Below are 15,651 nucleotides of genomic sequence, written 5' to 3'. Positions count from 1 at the left end.
GCGCAGCTCACACGGTGAACGCCAGAAGAAGTTTTGCTGGGCCGATCAGGCGACGCTCGCCACGAACGCCCGCCACGCCTGAATCGAGAAGACCAGGGCGTCACTGCCAGTGGCCTTCGAGTCACGCACGAGAGCGTCCTGGCTCCGCTTGTGGCTCATGGGAGTCCTTTCGGAGGCCGCTGACGTAGCTCGCCAGCATGCTCCGTGATTGTCCCTCATCCAATGCGAGGGCATCCAACCACTTGAAGAACTCCCGGCTGCCCTTGATGGCGCCTCCCTCGTGTGCGAACACCCCAGCACCACGTACGGGTCGAAGGCGTAGCGGTAGCGGTCGCGGAAGGCTTCGAAGTAGTTGCTGTCGCGGCCGCAGGTCATCAGGTACTGCACGAGGTCGATCTCGCTCGCACGCGCCTTGCCGTTCTCGATGTTGGAGACCTTGCTCGGGTCCCAGCCGAGTTGCTCGGCGAACGCGAAGCCGGTGAGCCTCGTGTGCTTCTCGCGGAGCCGGCGAAGCTCGTCGCCCAGGTCGCGGCTGTAGGCGGTGGAGGTGATCGCGGTCATTCGTCCGACGGTAGGCATTGACTTCCTCCACGAACCGGCTCGTTCGGGTGAAAACGGGTGCTCGCGAGGGCTAGGCGGCGACCCGCCCGCTGTCGCGGTGTGTGGTGTTGGTTCTCGGTCTGCGGTCCGGATCGAGCCACGCGGGTGGGATGAACACCGGTATGCCGTTGAGGAGCTTCACCTCCCATTCGCTTTGGTGGATCAACGTGTGGTGGTGGCGGCACAGCAGGACCGCGTTGTCCACCGAGGTCTCGCCGCCCTCGGACCAGAATCTGATGTGGTGGGCGTCGCAGTGCTTCGGCGGGCGGTGGCAGCCCGGGAAGGCGCAGCCTCTGTCTCTCGCCACCAGGAGGCGGCGGATTCCGGCGGTGAAGGTGCGGGCTTTGCGGCCCACGTTCATCGGCTCGGACCGGCCGCCCAGCACCACCGGGATGACTCCCGCGTTGCAGGCCAGGCGGCGGACCAGGGCGGCGGGGATGCGCTCGCGGGTGTCCAGCATCGCCAGGCCGGCCTTCTCGACCAGGTCGTCGTAGCTCATCGTCAGCGTCAGCGTGACCGGCTCGCCGCCGTGCTCCGGCAAGCGGTCGGCGCGCAGCATCAGGTCGATCAGGTCGGCGAAGGCGTCGCCCTCGCGCTCGGCACGCGAGCGCGGGTCCGGGCCTTCTTCCGGCGTGATGGGGCGGGGCTTGGCCAGCGGGTCGATCATCGCCTCGAACTTGGCGCCGCTGATCTTGTCCAGCTTGGCCCACACCTCCAGCTGCTCGCCCTTCCACTGCGTCCGCAGCCGGTTGACCGGCGGTTCCGGCTCGGCTTCGCGCGGCTCCGGGTCGTCCTGATACAGCTTGTAGGCCAGCTCCTTGCCGAACGAGCGCACCGCGCTGGGCTCGTGCTCCCGCGCGAACTCCACGACCGGTGCCTCGGCTTCGGGCGGCAGGTCCTTCATCACCTCGGCGACCACCGAGATGTGCTCACCTGACAGCTCACCGTCCGCCGTCGCGGCAGCGGTGACCGGCAGCTCCGGCTCCAGCACCGCGCCGGTGGGCGTGATCTCACGAGCGAGCAGCGCGGCGCGCGCGACCCACTGCCGCGCCGTCTTCAGGTCCCACCGCACCGCGTGACGCAGCACCTGCGCCACATTCTTGTACCCGAGTTCAGCCGCGGCACCACGCCGCTCCAACTCGGCGATCTTCTGCATCATCACATTCTCGAGAACGCGAATTTCCACCACGTCTCCGACGACCGCACTCAGCAGTTCGTCGGTGGACAGAAGGCGGATGTTCGGTTCGCTCACGTGTTCGACCTTACCGCAAGATCACAACATAAATGCACGTCAGCCGTCACACGGACGGGTGAACAAGCTCGAACCCTATGGCACCGTTAATGCGCATCTCTCTAGACGCAATGCAACCGTGAACAAAACCGACAACAGAAATTCAGTACGGCACACGCCCCGGCAAAGGAGGGCATGTACCAGGCCGGCGAAGCCGCTTGAGACACTCCCCGCGTGAGGACACTCCTGTGGTGCGCGGCCATGAGCGCGGTCTGGCTGGGCACGATGGCGTACCTGGCCCTGGACGACCCGAGCTACATCGACCCGAGGTCGATCATCGGCTCGGCGGTGGGCTGGCTCCTCGCCACCACCATGAGCTGGCTGATCCTGCGCCGCGCGGAAGCCCCGAAGCTGTGGGAGATAGCCGTGGTGACCGCACCGGCATCGCTGGTGACGTTGGTGTTCGTCTCAATCGGGGCCGCTTTCGTAGCGCCGCCGCCACCCGCCTGACATGCTTGGTCGCTCCACGTGAGCATCAGGTCTGGGGGGACCACGTGCAGCCGAACCCGTTCGCACCACCACCGAGCCGGCAGCCCGTCAAGAAGGGCACGCCGTTCCTGCACTGCGCAGCCGGGGCCTTCATCTGGTACATCGCGCTGATCGTGGCGTTCCTCGCCGCCGCGCTGAAGACCCAGGCCGGGCTCGTCAACCTGCTGCCCGCGCTGGTGATCGGCGCGGTGTTCTGGGTGCTGGCCTCGACCATCACCTGGCTGATCCTGATGAGGACCCGCGTCCAGCCGTGGGTCCTGATCCCATTGACGGTGCCGATCTACGTCCTGGTGTGGATCGTGGTCGGCGGGCTCATGGGCGCGTTCGCGAACGTGTACGCGGTGCTGATCAGCTGACCACCGCCGCCGAACCGCCTAGACGGCGAGCAGAGCGCTGACCTCGCGGCCGGCCAGGCGGGAACGCCCGCCCAGGGCGGCGATCTCCAGCACCACGGACACACCGGTCACGATGCCGCCGGCGCGCTCGACGAGCGTGCACGCGGCTTCGGCGGTGCCGCCGGTGGCGAGCACGTCGTCCACCACGACGACGCGCTGGCCGGGCTGGATGGCGTCCGCGGGCAGCTCCAGAGAAGCCGTGCCGTACTCCAGGTCGTACGACACGGAGTCCGCCACCACCGGCAGCTTGCCCGGTTTGCGCAGCGGCACGACGCCGTAGCGCCAGCCGTAGCCCAGAGCAGCGCCCAGGAGGAAGCCGCGCGACTCGATGGCGGCGATCACCTGCGTGCTGTCGTCGATCTTGTCCTGCAGGGCGTCGACCACGGCGCGCAGGGCGTCCGGGTCGGCGAGGACCGGCGTGAGGTCCCGGAAGACGACACCCGGCAGGGGGAAGTCCGGGACCTCACGCATCAAGTCCAGAGCACGATCCAGCTTCAACGCTGACGCTTTCCGGTCGGGCGGCGGCGCGCGTCGGTCGCCTTGGCGGTGCGGTGAGGCACTGCCGCGGCGGCGGCGAGCGCCTCTTCCTTGCGCAGGTCCTGGGCGAGCGCCTCGTCGTCCTGCGACTCGATGCCCTCGGCGACCTGGGGGCCTGCGGCCTTGGCGCGGCGGGTGGCCACGCGCTTGGCCTGCGCGATGTACTTCGGGTCGCGCATCTTCAGGTCGACCAGCACCGGGGTCGCGATGAAGATCGACGACAGGGCACCGACGAACATACCGACGAGCTGGACGAGCGCCAGGTCCTGGAGCGTGCCGACGCCCAGGATGCCGACACCGACGATCAGCAGGCCGATGACCGGCAGCAGCGCGATCAGCGAGGTGTTGATCGAGCGCATCAGGGTCTGGTTGAGCGCCAGGTTCGCGGCCTCGGCGTACGTGCGGCGGGTCAGGCCCAGCAGGCCTCGGGTGTTCTCCTTGACCTTGTCGAACACGACGACCGTGTCGTACAGGGAGAAACCGAGGATGGTGAGCAGACCGATGACCGTCGCCGGCGTCACCTCGAACCCGACGAGCGAGTACACGCCCGCGGTGATGATGACGTCGTGGAAGACGGCGACGAGCGCGCCGACCGCCATCTGCCACTCGAAGTAGAACACCAGGAACAGCGTCACCAGGACGAAGAACCAGAACAGGGCCCACAGGGCCTTGACGCTGATCTCGCCACCCCAGGACGCGGAGACGGCGCTGTCGGAGATCGCTCCCTGACCGCCGCGCGGGCTGACGTCCTGCGCCAGACCGGTCTTGAGCTGGGCGACCTCGTTGATGCTCAGCGTGGTCGACTTGATCTGGATGGTCGCGCTGTCACCGGAGCCGACGGCCTGCACGGAGGTCGGCCGCTTGCCCGGCAGTGCCTTCGCGAACGCGTCCTCGACGGTGCCCGTCGAGATCGTCTGCCCGGAGGCCGACACCGACGGCATCGAGATCTTCGTGCCGCCCCTGAAGTCGATGCCCAGGTTGAAGCCGTTGAACACCATCGAGCCGATGCAGACGAGCAGGATGATGCCGGACGTGATGTACCAGCGAGTGCGCTTGCCGACGATGTCGAAAGCGCCGTTGCCCACATAGAGGCGCGTGAACACGTTGCCCATGTCAGGCCTCCTTCACGGCGGACTTGCCGGACACGCCCGCGCGGTGCGACGCACCTTCGCGCAGGGCGCCGCCCAGGCCGGACAGGTTCGGGTTGGACAGGAACTTGGACTTCGACGCCATCGCGACCAGAGGGTGCGTCACGAGGAACACGACGACGAGGTCGAGGACCGTCGACATGCCCAGGGTGAACGCGAAGCCCTTCACCTGACCGACCGCGATCACGTACAGCACGGCGGCGGCGATGAAGCTGACCGCGTCGGCGGAGAGGATCGTGCGACGGGAGCGGACCCACGCGCGCGGCACGGCCGAGCGGAACGTCCGGCCTTCACGCACTTCGTCTTTCAGTCGTTCGAAGAAGACGATGAACGAGTCGGCGGTGATACCGATCGCGATGATGAACCCGGCGATGCCGGCGAGGTCGAGGGTGAACCCGATCCAGCGGCCGAGCAGCACGAGGACGCCGTAGACGATCACGCCGGACAGACCCAGCGACAGGATCGTCAGGATGCCCAGGAGGCGGTAGTAGAACATGCAGTAGACGAACACCAGCGCGAGGCCGAGGCCACCGGCGATCAGACCGGCCTTGAGCGAGGCGAGGCCCAGCGTCGGCGAGACGGTCTGCGCTTCGGAGGCGTCGAAGGACAGCGGCAGCGCGCCGTACTTCAGGGTGTTCGCGAGGCTCTGGGCCTCCTTCAGCGTGAACTTGCCGCTGATCTCGGTGGAGCCGCCCTCGATGGCCGACTGGATGGTCGGCGCGGACATGACCTCACCGTCGAGCACGACCGCGACGGCCTGCTGGACGTTGGCGGAGGTGAACTTCGCCCACTTGGTGCCGCCCTCGGACTTGAAGTCGAGGTTGACGACGTAGCCGGTGCCGTTGGGGTTGCTGTTGGCGGCGGCGTTGTTGATGTCCTCGCCCGTCAGGCGGGAGTAGTTGGTGTAGTCGTCCGGCTTGGTCTGCGTGTCTTCCTTCGGCGGGTTGACCGGCGCGAGGATGTACTTGAACTCGCCCTTCTCGTCACAGGTGACGAGCGGCTTGTCCAGGTCGTCGTTGCCGCGCAGCGGGTCGGGCTGCGTGCAGTCGAGCATGATCGCGGCCTGCTGCAGGACCTGCTGGTCCGAGCTCTGGCGCAGCGCCTTGGCCTCCTGGATCTCCTTCGCGACCTTCGGGTCGACGTTGGAGGGGGCGGACGGCGTGGTCGGGGCCGCGCTGGACGACGGGGCGGTGCTGGAGGACGGCGGCGTGCTCGACGGCTGCGCGGCCAGGTTCGGAGCGGGACGGCCCTGCGGGGCGTTGCTCGACGACGGCTGCGACGCGGTCTGGTCCGGCGACGACGGCGGCGTGCTCGCGTTGCTCGACGGCGGGGTGCTCGACGACGGCGCCTGGGTGTTCGGCGCGGCGCCTGCCGGGACCGGCTGGCCGAGGACCTTGCGGAACGCGAGGCGAGCGGTCTGGCCGAGGCCCTTCGCGCCTTCGCTGTCCGCGCCGGGCACGGTGATCGTCAGGTTGTTGCCGTCGCGCACGACCTCGGCACCGGACACGCCGAGACCGTTGACGCGGACCTCGATGAGGTCACGGGCGCGGTTCAGCGCGTCCTCGCTGGGCTGGGCCCCGTCTTCCTGACGCGCGGTCAGCGTGACGATGGTGCCGCCCTGGAGGTCGATACCGAGCTTGGGTTTGGCCGAACCGTTCCCGGTGAAGAACACCAGGGCGTAAAGAGCGACCACGATGAGGACAAAACTCGCCAAGTACTTCGCAGGGCGAATTTGCCCGGCCGGAGGTGCCACGATCCGTCCGTCTCCTAGTAGCGATGGTTTCCGAGCGCGCAGCGTAACGCGCGCCGCGTGAGCTGCGCGTCACTACCTGGAGTTGGCGGTCTTCACAGTTGCCAACTCCAGGAGTGCCAGCGTATGCGGTTACTTCTTGGCGTTGTGGTCCAGAGGCTCGGCGACCTGTGCGGTGGCCACCGGCTCCTCGTCTTCGTCCGCCTTGTCCTCGACGACCGCCTCGTTCGTGTCGGCGACCTTCTCGCGAATGGCGGCGCGCAGCCAGCGCGTGACGACACCCTCGGAGATCTCGATGTCGATGGTGGTGTCGTGGCTCGCGTCGGCGACGGTGCCGTACAGGCCAGACGTCGTCATCACCTTGTCGCCCGGCTGGAGCGAGCTCTGCAGCTGCTGCTGCTCGGCCATCGCCCGCTTCTGCTTGCGCGCGCTGAGGAACAGCGGCACGGCCAGCAGCACCAGCAGCAACGGGAACATCAAAGACGTAAGGTCCATCATTCTCCGATCAAGTGGACATGCCTCGACGCACGTCCGATATGTCCAGGTGCTTTCACCGATTGTGCCAGGTCACCACAGTTGATCTCCGGCGGGCGGTTCCAGCCCCAGGTGGTGCCACGCTGCGGGCGTCGCCACTCGGCCGCGTGGTGTCCGGGCCAGCATGCCAGCCCGCACCAAATACGGTTCGCACACCTCTTCCACCGTGGTCGGTTCCTCACCGACCGCGACCGCGAGGGTCGACACCCCGACAGGGCCGCCGTTGAAGCTCTTGACCAGGGCCGTCAGGACCGCGCGGTCGAGCCGGTCGAGGCCGAGCTGGTCGACGTCGTAGACCTCCAGGGCCTGCCGTGCGATGTCCTCCGTGACCCTGCCGTCGGCCCTGACCTCGGCGAAGTCGCGGACTCGGCGCAGCAGCCTGTTCGCGATGCGGGGTGTGCCGCGGCTACGGCCCGCGATCTCGATGGCGCCGTCGTCGTGGAGGTCGACGCCGAGGATCTTGGCGCTGCGTTTCACGATGAGGTCGAGCTCGTCGGCGCTGTAGAACTCCATGTGGCCGGTGAAGCCGAACCGGTCGCGCAGCGGGCCGGTGAGCGCCCCGGACCTGGTCGTGGCTCCCACCAGCGTGAACGGGGCGATGTCGAGCGGGATGCTGGTCGCTCCTGGGCCCTTGCCGACGACGACGTCGACGCGGAAGTCCTCCATCGCGAGGTACAGCATCTCCTCCGCGGGCCTGGCCATGCGGTGGATCTCGTCGATGAACAGGACGTCGCCCTCGACCAGGTTGGACAGCATCGCCGCGAGGTCGCCCGCGCGTTCGAGCGCCGGGCCGCTGGTGATGCGGATGGCGCTGCCCAGTTCCTTGGCGATGATCATGGCCAGGCTGGTTTTGCCGAGGCCGGGAGGGCCGCTGAGCAGCACGTGGTCCGGGGCGGTGCCGCGGCGCATGGCGCCGTGCAGGACGAGTTCGAGCTGTTCGCGCACCCGCTGCTGGCCGACGAACTCGTCCAGGTCGCGGGGGCGGAGGGTGGTTTCGACGTCGCGCTCGGCCGGCGCGGCGAAGGGGCTGAGCTCGTCCTCGGTCACTTGCGCCCCAGGGTCGCGAGCGCGCGGCGCAGGACGGCGGGGGTGGACTGGTCCGGGTTCTCGGCGAGGACGTTGTCGACCGTGGCTTCCGCGGCCTTGGCGGGGAAGCCGAGGCCGAGCAGCGCCTCGACGACGTGGTCGCGGGTCTGGCTGTGCGCGGGCTGGGTGGGCACCGGGAGGGCGCCGACCTTGTCGCGGAGCTCGATGATGAGGCGTTCCGCGCCCTTCTTGCCGATGCCGGGGACCTGGGTCAGCACGGTGATGTTGCCTTCGGCCAGCGCGTGGCGGAGCTTGTCCGGTTCCAGCACGGCGAGGGTCGCCAGCGCGATGCGCGGGCCGATGCCGCTGACGGTCTGGAGCAGACCGAACAGCTCGCGGGCCTCGGCGTCGGCGAACCCGAACAGGGTGAGGCTGTCCTCGCGGACGACGAGGGTGGTGGCGAGGCTCGCCTCCTCGCCACGGCGCAGGGTGGCGAGCGTGGTCGGGGTCATCTGGACGGCGAACCCGACGCCGCCCACCTCGACGACGGCGTGGTCGAGGCCGACGTGCTGCACCTGGCCGCGCAGTGACGAGATCACCTGGTTCCTCCGGACTTCACGAGCTGGACCTTAGACAGTTCGCTTGGCGGCTTCGGCCAGCTTGGCCTTGTGCACACGGGCGAGTTCGGCGGCGCGTGCCTGCGCCTCCTCCATGCGGTTGCGCATCGGCGCGCGCCAGTGGTGGCAGATGGCCAGGGCGAGGGCGTCCGCCGCGTCCGCCGGCTTGGGCGCCACCTTCAGCCCCAGCAGCTTCGTCACCATCGCCGTCACCTGCGCCTTGTCCGCGCGCCCCGATCCCGTGACGGCGGCCTTCACCTCGGACGGCGTGTGGACCTCGACCGGCAGGTTCCGTTGCGCCGCAGCCAGAGCCACCACGCCCGAAGCCTGCGCGACCCCCATCGCGGTGCGGACGTTGTGCTGCGCGAAGACCCGTTCGATGGCCACGATTTGCGGCTCGTAGCGGTCCAGCCACTCGCAGACGCCCACGTACAGCTCGTGCAACCGCACGGACAACGGGGCGTCCACGCGTGTGCGCAGGACGTCGACCGCGACCATGCGCACGGTCCGGCCGGGCCCGCCGTCGACCACGCCGAAGCCGCACCTGGTCAGACCGGGGTCGACCCCGAACACGCGCACGACAGCCCAACTCCCCGCAACCGGAACGAACAACCGTTCGAACCATATCCGGTGCACCGAAGAGGGACTTGCACCGACACGGTTCGACAAGTCCACACCGGCGTCACTACGGTGGTCGGGTTTCGATCACGGGAGTAGCGGTGAAGAGGTTCTGGCTCGTTGTGGGGTGCGTAGGCACCTTCATGGCGATCACCATCCTCACCGCGCTGGCCGCACCGCGTGAGGTCGGCCTCGCGATCGACAAGGTCGTGCAGCTGTTGTTCGCCGTGGCGGCACTGCTCGCCTACGCGCGTCGGCGCGACGGCTGGATGACCGCGGCGATGACGAGCCTGACCGTCGCGCTGTCCGCGTGGATCTGGGGTCAGCAGATCCTGGGCGTGCAACTGCCGACGACGACGATCGCGCCGCTCGGGTTCACGCTGGTGCCGGTGCTGTGCCTGGCAGCCGTGGTCGTCAGGGCGCAGCAGCGCCGCGCCGACGACCTGCTGCCGAACTACCGCAGCCGCACGGTCGTGGTGCTCGACGGGCTGATCGTGATCGGGTCGCTGTTCGTGCTGACGTGGGTGTCGGCGCTCGAGTCGCTGACCCGCGCGTGGGCGACCGAGGGGCCCGGTTTTGCCACGGTGGTCGCGCATCCCGCCGCGTACCTCGTGCTGCTCGTGGCGATCGTCGTGATGTCGTGGACGCATCAGTCCGTGCGTCAGTGGCCGATGCTGTTCGTGGCGCTGGCCGGTGTCGCGCAGTCGTCGTCGGGCTGGGTGTTCGCGTTCTACATCTCCAAGGGGATCACGGCGATCCCGGCGAGCGCGGACATCGGTTTCATGCTGTGCCCGGCGTTCTTCTTCCTCAGCGCGCTCGCCCCGGCGCGCAACCTCGAACCGTCGTCCGGCCGCATGCGCATGGCCGACCTGCTGCACCTGCTCGTGCCGTACGTGCCGCTCGCGATCACGGGCCTGTTCGTCGGCTGGAACACCGCGACCGGCGGCCGGCTCAACCCGGTGGAGATCTACGTCGGGATTCTGGTGGTGTGCCTGGTGATCGTGCGGCAGCTGCTGACGATGATGGACAACATCCGGCTGATGGACCAGCTCCGCGTCTCCCGCGAACAGCTGCGGCACGAGGCGACGCACGACCCGTTGACGGGTGTGGCGAACCGTTCTCTGTTCCGGGACCGGCTGGAGCGCGCGCTTGCGGTGAGGGATCGCTCGCGGCCGTTGATCCTGCTGTTCATCGACGTGGACGGGTTCAAGGCGGTCAACGACAATTACGGGCACGCCGAGGGTGACATCGTGCTGCGCAACGTCGCGGCACGGCTGGAGAACAGCGTCCGGCCGGAGGACACCGTGGCGCGGCTGGGCGGTGACGAGTTCGGTGTGCTGGTCGACGGCGGGGACGCGGACGACATCGGCGCGCGCCTGCTGGACGCTCTCGCGCATCCGCACCAGGTGCACGGCCGAGTTCATCACGTGCACGCCAGCATCGGTGTGGCGCAACGGTTTTCGTACGACCCGACCGTGACGGCCGACGAGGTGCTCGGTGCCGCGGACGCCGCGATGTACACGGCGAAGCGGCTCGGCAAGGGCATGGTCGTCGTGCACGGTTCCCCGCTTCCGGAGATGACGTGACCCCAGAGCAGCTGATCGCCTCCCTCGGCATGCAGGAGCTTCCCGTCGAGGGCGGCTACTTCGCGCAGACGCACCGGTCCGACGAGGTGTCCGCGATCGCGTACCTCCTGCGGTTCCCGGACTTCTCGGGCATGCACGTGCTGAAGCACCTGGAGATCTACCACTTCCACGCCGGGTCGCCGTTGCGGATGCTGCTGCTGCACCCGGACGGTTCGGTCGCGCGGCCGGAGTTGTCCGCCACCAACCCGCAGGTGGTCGTGCCCGCGGGGGTGTGGCAGGGCAGCACGCCCGCCGGTGACTGGTCGCTGGTCGGCACGGTGGTGGTGCCGCCGTACACCGACGACATCGTGTCGTTCGGCCATGCGGACGAGCTGTGCGCGCGGTATCCCGCTCATGCCGCGGAGATCCGGCCCCTGTGCCGCTTCTAGGCTTCTAGGATCTTGGGAATGGCGCTTGTTTCGCTCAACGGCATCGACCTGAACGTCCAGACCGAGGGTTCCGGTGAGCTGGTGGTGCTGGTCATGGGCACCGGCAGTCCCGGTCGCGTCTGGCGCACCCATCAGGTGCCCGCACTGGTCAATGCCGGCTATCGCGTCGCCTACTTCGACAACCGGGGCATCAAGCCGTCGTCGGAGTGCGCGGACGGCTTCACGATGGACGACATGGTCGCCGACACCGCCGCGCTGGTCGAGCACCTGGGCGGACCGGCGCACGTGATCGGCACGTCGCTGGGCGCGCGCGTCACCCAGGAGCTGGCGCTGGCCCGCCCGGACCTGCTGCGCAGCGCGGTGATGATGGCGACCTGCGCCCGGCCCGACCCGGTGCAGCTGGCGTGGTCGCGCGGCCTGATGGACTCCTACGACAAGGGCCTCGAAGTGCCGGCGTCCTTCTACGCTGCGGCCGCGGTGGTCCGCAACCTCTCCCCCTCGACGCTGAGCGACCCGCTCGTCGCCCGCGACTGGCTGCAGATGTACGAGTTCGCCGGCTCGGCGCTCGGCCCCGGTCACCGCGCGCAGCTGGCGCTGACCGACTTCGAGCCGCGCCTCGACGCGTACCGGCGGATCTCGGTGCGGTCGCTGGTGATCGGTTTCGCCGACGATCTCGTCCTGCCACCCCGCCTGTCGCGCGAGGTGGCGGACGCGATCCCCGGTGCCCGCTACGCCGAGGTCGTCGACTGCGGGCACATCGGTTACCTGGAGCGGCCGGACGAGGTCAACCGGCTGCTGGTCGAGTTCATCGGTCGAGCCTGAACTCGTCCGTCGTCGACCCGCCGGCCAGCACGTCGATGTACCCGCTCAGCACGTAGGTGCCGTGCGGCGTGCGGGCCGCCGTGGTCGGCGCGGTCTTCCAGTCGCGCTGGGACTTCACCTGCCACGTGCGGGTGTCGAGCACCGTGACGGCGTTCTTGCCCGGCGCGGCCAGCTTGTTCGTGACGACCACGAGGCCCTGCGGGGTGAGCGTGAGGCCGTCCGCGCCGGGCAGCTTGGGCGCTGGGAGTTCCTCGACGTGGCCGCGGGTAACCTTGAACAGCGTGCCGTTGGTGTAGTGGCCGGTGATGAGGAATCCCCTGGGGTCCCAGACGATCCCGTTGTTGCCGAACGACGCTCCGCCCAGGCGCGGGTCCTTCGCGAACGCCGAGACGGTGCCCGCGCGGTCGACCTTCCAGATCGTGTCACCCCGTGTGCCGGTGACGTAGGCGTTGCCGGACGGGTCGACGGCCACGTCGTTGGCGCCGTTGGGGATGTCGATCAGGCTGATCGTGCGGCCGGTGCGCAGGTCGAAGATCCCGAGCCCGGACTGGCCGGGGTCCTGCCGTTCGCCGTAGCCGATGTCGCCGAACGCGACGAGCAACCGCCCGCGGTCCACCTGGACGCCGAACGTCGACACCATCTTCGTGCCGCTGACCAGCGTGCGGACCCTGCCGGTGGTGCTGACCAGCGACACCGTGCCGTGGCGCAGTGAGCTGACCAGGAACTGGCCGCGAGTCGGATCCCACTGCACGCCCTCGGGGTGCAGCGACTCGGCGACGGCTTCGATGTGCCTCGGTGTGGCTGCCGCTGTGCCCGTGACCAGCAACAACGCCGCCATGACGGCAAGCGCGACGCGCATTGCTTCCCTCCAGTAAGAGAACTGATAGATATTAGGGTTCTGATAGCTATCAATACTCTTACCACACTCCTACGATGAACGGATGCGCAGCGGTGATCGGATCGGCGGTGACATCAAGCGCGCCGAGCTCGAGCTGATGGCCGCGAAGTCGGCGGCGGTGAAGCCGGCGGGCCTGACCGTGCCGCAGTACTCGGCGCTGCTGGCGTTGAGCGACCACCCCGGGGCGCCCGCGGCGGAGCTGGCGCGGTTGTGCCTGGTCACGCCACAGACGATGACGACGATCCTGCAGAACCTGGTCGCCATGGGGCTCGTGGAGCGCACACCGCACCAGTGGCAGCGCAACGTGCTGGAGAACCGGCTGACCGAGGCCGGTTACGCGAAGTTCCGCGAGGCCGACAAGGGCGCGGTCGCGGTGGAGCAGAAGCTGGCGGACGCGTTCACCGAGGAGGAGCGCACGCAGCTGCGCGCGCTCCTGCAGCGGTGTTCGGCGGTGCTCAGCGAGAGCTGATGAACTCGAAGGTCTCGTGGACCATGCCGTCGAGGAACCGATCGCGGTCGAACGCCGGATCCTCGTCCATGCCGGGCGGCGGCACGTGCACGAAGCTGAAGTGCCCCGCTTTCGGCACGACGCGCAGGTCCACCTCGGCCGGTGCGGACTTCAGGACCTCGGCCTGCGAGGGCGGCACGACCGGGTCGAGCTCGCCGACGTAGACGAGCATCGGCGTCCTCACCTCGTCGAGGGCGCCCGGAGCCGCGAACCAGCCGGCGGCCGGCGTGTACAGCACGAGGCGGCTGACACGGGAGTCCCTCGGTACGTCGAGCGGCTTGCCCTCCCTGCCCCACGGTGTGGCGCCGGCGAGGCACAGTGCGGCCCAGGCGCCGATCGAATGGCCGATCACGGCCACCTCGGCATCGGGGCCGACGTCCCGCAGCGCTTCCACCAGGCCAACAGGACGCGCGAGATAGTCGTCCCAGGTGGCGTGCTGCGGGTGCAGCCGGTCGAACGCCGGCGCGATGACCCGGTGCCCGTGGGCCTCGAAGTGATCCAGCAGCGGGCGATGCCGTTCGGGGTCACCGCCTCCGCCGACGGCGAAGAGCACAACGCGTTCCAAGATCAAATCCCCCTCAGCGATGGGCAGCCTGACCGGTGGGCCTGATCAGGATCTCGTTCACGTCCACAGTGGACGGCTGGGACACCGCGTAGAGCACCGCCCTGCCAACGTCTTCCGGTGCCAGCTTCGGATCGTCGGCCCTGGACGGCGGGATGGCGTCGGTGTCGACGAGTCCCGGCTGGACGACGGTGACGCGCACCCCGGTGCCCACCGCCTCGGCGCGGATCGCCTGAGCCAGCCCCGTGACCGCCCACTTGGTGGCCGAGTACAGGTTTCCCGGCCGCACGCCGCGCCCGGCGGCGGACCCCGTCAGCACCAGATGCCCGCCGGAACGCATCAGCGCGGGCATCGCCGCACGCGCCGTGAACGCGGGCCCGCAGACGTTCGTGACCACCATGTTCGTCCACTCGGAGGGCTTCGCCCCGGCGGTGGAGACGAACGAGGTGTCCACCGAAACCCCGGCGTTGGCGAAGACCACGTCGATCCGGCCCCACCTCGATTCGACGCGTGCCATGAGGTCCTGCACGGAATCCCAGGAGGAAACGTCGCATCTCGCGTCCCACCCGCGATCCCCGACAGATTCTTCGGCCGAGCGCGAGGCCCTGACCACGCGATACCCCGCGTCGGCTGCCAGCGCGGCGGTCGCCGCCCCGATGCCGCGGGAAGCGCCGGTCACCACGAAGACGTTCTCCATGATCCAGACCCTAGTCAGGGAACTGTCAGTGCCGCCTGTTTTGATGTCGCGCATGAATTTGAACCGCAGGTCCGTGTTCGGGCTGGGAACCGTCGCGGCCGCGACGGCCGTGCTCGGCTCCAACGGTGCAGCACAGGCACAGGATGACGCGGAGGCCGAGATCGAACGCTCCCCGGCCACCGCAGACAGGTCACGCAGGCGCGTGGCGCAGGTCTACCGGCGGCAGACCCGCAAGGCGCGGGGTGAGTGGTCGTCGCTGATCACGATCGCCGACCTCGACGGCACCACGAAGTCCGCGGTCGACGAGAACGCGGACAAGGTCGTCGAGGCCTACAGCGTCAACAAGGTGGCGGTCGCCGTCGCCGTCCTCGACAAGGTGGACCGCGGGCTGATCAAGCTCGACCAGAAGGTCACGGTGTCCGCCGGCATCGTTATCCAGGACACCGACGGCATCTTCGCGCTCGACGGCGCGTACCCGAGCGAGGTCACCATCGGCCACGCTCTCGCGAACCTGCTCACCGTCTCCGACAACACCGCGGTCCGGCTGTGCGGCCTGGTCGTGCCGGCGCTGGAGCTGAACCAGATCCTGCGGGACAAGGGCTTCGTGCACACGCAGGTCGTGCCGGTCGCCAACCCGAACCGGTTCTTCCTCGGCACCACGACGGCGCGCGAGACGCACACGTTGCTGCAGAAGCTGGTCGACGGCCAGCTGCTGTCCGCGGCCTCGACGGCGTACCTGCTGAACATCCTGCGGGCGACGGCGAGCTTCACCGACGGCGTGCGGCTGAACCTGACGACCAACGAGCGCCTGCGGGTCGCCACGAAGGCCGGCTGGTTCGAGGACGGGCGCAACGAGGCCGGGATCATGTTCAGCGAGGACAATCGGGCAATCCTGATCTACTCGATGTTCGCGTCCGGCACGTTCGCCGGTGACAAGGCCCAGAACGACGCCGACTTCAGCACCACGCACCCGGCTGTCGCAGCTCGCGCCGAGCTCGGCCGGTCGATGTTCGACGCCGTCATCAAGATCACGACCACGAAGCCGAAACACCGTGCAAAGGTTTACAAGTCCGTCAACGGCGGCTGATTGCTGAGATTTATCTGAAATCTGGACCAAAGACCTCTGGTTTTCGGATATATACATA

General features: G+C 68.5%; 19 protein-coding genes. 7 read left to right on the top strand and 12 right to left on the bottom strand.

Annotation, left to right across the window (positions count from 1 at the left end):
• Positions 1–45 precede the first annotated feature (45 nt).
• Together ABFX45_RS24315 and ABFX45_RS24310 are read right to left on the bottom strand one after the other, a co-directional pair.
• A complete protein-coding gene (locus ABFX45_RS24315; RefSeq protein WP_346132092.1) occupies positions 46–561 on the bottom strand; it encodes a helix-turn-helix domain-containing protein in 516 nt (171 codons plus the stop codon).
• Positions 562–631: 70 nt separating this feature from the next.
• Positions 632–1,852 carry an HNH endonuclease signature motif containing protein gene (locus tag ABFX45_RS24310; protein ID WP_346132091.1) on the bottom strand — a complete coding sequence of 407 codons (1,221 nt, stop codon included), beginning with the start codon at positions 1,850–1,852 and terminating at the stop codon, positions 632–634.
• 213 nt (positions 1,853–2,065) lie between these two features.
• On the opposite strand from ABFX45_RS24310, the gene ABFX45_RS24305 reads away from it, so the two are divergent.
• The gene (locus ABFX45_RS24305; RefSeq protein WP_146771794.1) at positions 2,066–2,341 is read left to right on the top strand and encodes a hypothetical protein; all 276 of its coding nucleotides are present in this window, start codon (positions 2,066–2,068) and stop codon (positions 2,339–2,341) included.
• Between the two features lie 44 nt (positions 2,342–2,385).
• Entirely contained in the window at positions 2,386–2,736 is a 351-nt protein-coding gene (locus ABFX45_RS24300) for a hypothetical protein (protein ID WP_346132089.1), read from the top strand.
• Positions 2,737–2,754: 18 nt separating this feature from the next.
• Here the strand turns inward: ABFX45_RS24300 and ABFX45_RS24295 are convergent, their stop codons facing one another.
• The 7 genes from ABFX45_RS24295 to ruvC all read right to left on the bottom strand — a co-directional run bounded on the left by ABFX45_RS24295 (position 2,755) and on the right by ruvC (position 8,966).
• Positions 2,755–3,246 (bottom strand): adenine phosphoribosyltransferase, encoded by a 492-nt coding sequence (locus ABFX45_RS24295; protein ID WP_346132086.1) that lies wholly within the window; start codon positions 3,244–3,246, stop codon positions 2,755–2,757.
• A 23-nt stretch (positions 3,247–3,269) separates the two neighbouring features.
• Entirely contained in the window at positions 3,270–4,424 is a 1,155-nt protein-coding gene (gene secF / locus ABFX45_RS24290; RefSeq protein WP_346132084.1) for a protein translocase subunit SecF, read from the bottom strand.
• 1 nt (position 4,425) lies between these two features.
• The gene (secD, locus tag ABFX45_RS24285) at positions 4,426–6,213 is read right to left on the bottom strand and encodes a protein translocase subunit SecD (RefSeq protein ID WP_346132082.1); all 1,788 of its coding nucleotides are present in this window, start codon (positions 6,211–6,213) and stop codon (positions 4,426–4,428) included.
• Positions 6,214–6,342: 129 nt separating this feature from the next.
• Positions 6,343–6,687, bottom strand: a complete 345-nt coding sequence (yajC, locus tag ABFX45_RS24280; RefSeq protein ID WP_170155001.1) for a preprotein translocase subunit YajC — start codon at positions 6,685–6,687, stop codon at positions 6,343–6,345.
• Positions 6,688–6,777: 90 nt separating this feature from the next.
• The gene (gene ruvB / locus ABFX45_RS24275) at positions 6,778–7,791 is read right to left on the bottom strand and encodes a Holliday junction branch migration DNA helicase RuvB (RefSeq protein WP_109637325.1); all 1,014 of its coding nucleotides are present in this window, start codon (positions 7,789–7,791) and stop codon (positions 6,778–6,780) included.
• A complete protein-coding gene (ruvA, locus tag ABFX45_RS24270; protein ID WP_346132079.1) occupies positions 7,788–8,369 on the bottom strand; it encodes a Holliday junction branch migration protein RuvA in 582 nt (193 codons plus the stop codon). The genes ruvB and ruvA overlap by 4 nt, the downstream gene beginning before the upstream one ends.
• Before the next feature lie 30 nt (positions 8,370–8,399).
• Entirely contained in the window at positions 8,400–8,966 is a 567-nt protein-coding gene (ruvC, locus tag ABFX45_RS24265) for a crossover junction endodeoxyribonuclease RuvC (RefSeq protein ID WP_346132077.1), read from the bottom strand.
• Between the two features lie 182 nt (positions 8,967–9,148).
• Here ruvC and ABFX45_RS24260 point away from each other — a divergent pair, with 182 nt between their 5' ends.
• From ABFX45_RS24260 to ABFX45_RS24250, 3 genes are read left to right on the top strand one after another with little or no spacing between them, the layout of a single operon-like run.
• Positions 9,149–10,591, top strand: coding sequence for a diguanylate cyclase domain-containing protein (locus tag ABFX45_RS24260; RefSeq protein WP_346132075.1), 1,443 nt, complete (start codon positions 9,149–9,151; stop codon positions 10,589–10,591).
• Positions 10,588–11,019 carry a cupin domain-containing protein gene (locus ABFX45_RS24255; RefSeq protein WP_346132073.1) on the top strand — a complete coding sequence of 144 codons (432 nt, stop codon included), beginning with the start codon at positions 10,588–10,590 and terminating at the stop codon, positions 11,017–11,019. The genes ABFX45_RS24260 and ABFX45_RS24255 overlap by 4 nt, the downstream gene beginning before the upstream one ends.
• Positions 11,020–11,037: 18 nt before the next feature.
• The gene (locus ABFX45_RS24250; RefSeq protein WP_346132071.1) at positions 11,038–11,841 is read left to right on the top strand and encodes an alpha/beta fold hydrolase; all 804 of its coding nucleotides are present in this window, start codon (positions 11,038–11,040) and stop codon (positions 11,839–11,841) included.
• Here ABFX45_RS24250 and ABFX45_RS24245 read toward each other — a convergent pair.
• The gene (locus ABFX45_RS24245; protein ID WP_346132069.1) at positions 11,825–12,700 is read right to left on the bottom strand and encodes a hypothetical protein; all 876 of its coding nucleotides are present in this window, start codon (positions 12,698–12,700) and stop codon (positions 11,825–11,827) included. The genes ABFX45_RS24250 and ABFX45_RS24245 overlap by 17 nt on opposite strands.
• An 82-nt stretch (positions 12,701–12,782) precedes the next feature.
• Here ABFX45_RS24245 and ABFX45_RS24240 point away from each other — a divergent pair, with 82 nt between their 5' ends.
• A complete protein-coding gene (locus ABFX45_RS24240; RefSeq protein WP_109637310.1) occupies positions 12,783–13,208 on the top strand; it encodes a MarR family winged helix-turn-helix transcriptional regulator in 426 nt (141 codons plus the stop codon).
• On the opposite strand, the gene ABFX45_RS24235 is transcribed toward ABFX45_RS24240, so the two are convergent.
• Both ABFX45_RS24235 and ABFX45_RS24230 read right to left on the bottom strand, forming a co-directional pair.
• Positions 13,195–13,812, bottom strand: a complete 618-nt coding sequence (locus ABFX45_RS24235) for an alpha/beta hydrolase family protein (RefSeq protein WP_346132066.1) — start codon at positions 13,810–13,812, stop codon at positions 13,195–13,197. The genes ABFX45_RS24240 and ABFX45_RS24235 overlap by 14 nt on opposite strands.
• Before the next feature lie 13 nt (positions 13,813–13,825).
• Positions 13,826–14,509, bottom strand: a complete 684-nt coding sequence (locus tag ABFX45_RS24230; protein ID WP_109637941.1) for an SDR family oxidoreductase — start codon at positions 14,507–14,509, stop codon at positions 13,826–13,828.
• A 49-nt stretch (positions 14,510–14,558) separates the two neighbouring features.
• Here ABFX45_RS24230 and ABFX45_RS24225 point away from each other — a divergent pair, with 49 nt between their 5' ends.
• The gene (locus ABFX45_RS24225; protein WP_346132064.1) at positions 14,559–15,593 is read left to right on the top strand and encodes a serine hydrolase; all 1,035 of its coding nucleotides are present in this window, start codon (positions 14,559–14,561) and stop codon (positions 15,591–15,593) included.
• The last annotated feature ends 58 nt before the right edge of the window (positions 15,594–15,651 follow it).

The organism is Lentzea roselyniae (genome assembly GCF_039537795.1).
Classification (GTDB): domain Bacteria; phylum Actinomycetota; class Actinomycetes; order Mycobacteriales; family Pseudonocardiaceae; genus Lentzea; species Lentzea atacamensis.
The sequence above is the reverse complement of the archived record's forward strand: the minus strand, read 5'-3'. Positions and strand labels throughout refer to the sequence as shown.